1 protein-coding gene is annotated in these 1,379 nt (G+C 67.4%); it reads left to right on the plus strand.

Annotated elements, in window-relative coordinates; genetic code table 11:
- Nucleotides 1-126 precede the first annotated feature (126 nt).
- Entirely contained in the window at nt 127-1,254 is a 1,128-nt protein-coding gene (locus GCU56_RS22920) for a hypothetical protein (protein WP_163484493.1), read from the plus strand.
- The last annotated feature ends 125 nt before the right edge of the window (nt 1,255-1,379 follow it).

Below are 1,379 nucleotides of genomic sequence, written 5' to 3' on the forward strand. Positions count from 1 at the left end.
CTCCGTGACGACAGGAGTTGCCGTGCGACGTGCTTGCCATCGCTCGGCCGGCTGCTAACTTTGCGTCAGTCGCCCAACACAGGGCGCAATCGTCGCCCAACTCCGGGCGCGACTGATGGAGGATCCATGAGCAAGCGTGCACTTTCGGTCGGCATCCTGACCGCGGGGCTGTCGGCTGGCATTCTCGCCACCGCGATCTCGCCGGCTGCCGCGCAGGGCAACCCGGTGGGCGGTTCGGGCAACGGCTACTACCTGACGGGTGCCGGCAACAACACCGGCCAGCCGGTCTACGCCTTCGCCTACGGCAACCCGAACGACGAGGTCTACTTCGGCAACTTCGCCCCCGAGGGCACGCCCGTTGCGGGCGTCTACCCGGCGGCGGAGCAGGTCGACGAGGCGCTGGTTCGCCGCGGCAACTCGTTCATCATCCGGGGCACCAACGACGAGATCTTCGTCTACGGCGACAAGGGCGACACCATCCTGGTCGGCGACTGGAACGGTGACGGCGTGGACACGCTGGCCGTGCGGCGGAAGAACCACTACCTCATCCGCAACGACCTGAAGACCGGCTACTCCACCCAGGACTTCCACTACGGCAACGACGACGACAACGTCATGGTCGGAAACTGGGACGGTGCTGGCGGCGACATCAACGGTGACGGCGACAAGACCGACACGCTGGCGGGCAGCTGGGCCGGCACCACCATCACCGAGGCGACCGCTACCACTGACACGCTGATGGTGCGTCGTGCCAACCACTTCTACGTGAAGAACGACCTGGTGACGGGCGACGCGGAGTACCACTTCTACTACGGCAACTCCGACGACAGCTACCTGGCCGGCGACTGGGCCAAGGCCCCGGTCTGGGCGACCGACGTGGCGTCCACCACGGGCGAGGGCAAGGACGAGTCGAAGCAGTACGCCGCTGACAACAAGACCGTTGTCGGCCCGAAGGTCAAGACCTCCGGCGAGAACTCGGACGGCAAGGACCAGCTGGCCATCAAGCGTGGCAACCTCTACCTGTTCTCGGACGAGCTGTCGGAGGTCAAGCCGACCAGCCCGTCGGCACCCGTCGGCACGCTGGCGACCCCCCAGCAGGCCTACTTCGGTGAGGCCTCCGACGTCGCCTTCGTCGCGCAGCGGACCTGGACGTACAACGACAACAGCGCTGTGGTCGGCGGCAAGGACTTCGCTGCCGGCGACAACGAGACCCTCTCCGGCGACGGGATCGGCCTCCGCCGCGTCCTCGGCTGACCCTTCGGGTGAGCCCGCCGGGCACCTCTCGAGGATGATCCCGGCAACCGCACAGAACTGAACGACCGAGCCCCTGCTCGGGCCCCCACCGGGGCCCGGGTGGGGGCTCAGTCGCGTCCACACCC

The organism is Geodermatophilus sabuli (assembly GCF_010686765.1).
In the GTDB taxonomy this organism is placed as follows: domain Bacteria; phylum Actinomycetota; class Actinomycetes; order Mycobacteriales; family Geodermatophilaceae; genus Geodermatophilus; species Geodermatophilus sabuli_A.

Excerpts from the sequence above, each read along its gene's own strand:
- GCU56_RS22920 (WP_163484493.1), top strand. The coding sequence starts at position 127 with ATGAGCAAGCGTGCACTTTCGGTCGGCATCCTGACCGCGGGGCTGTCG.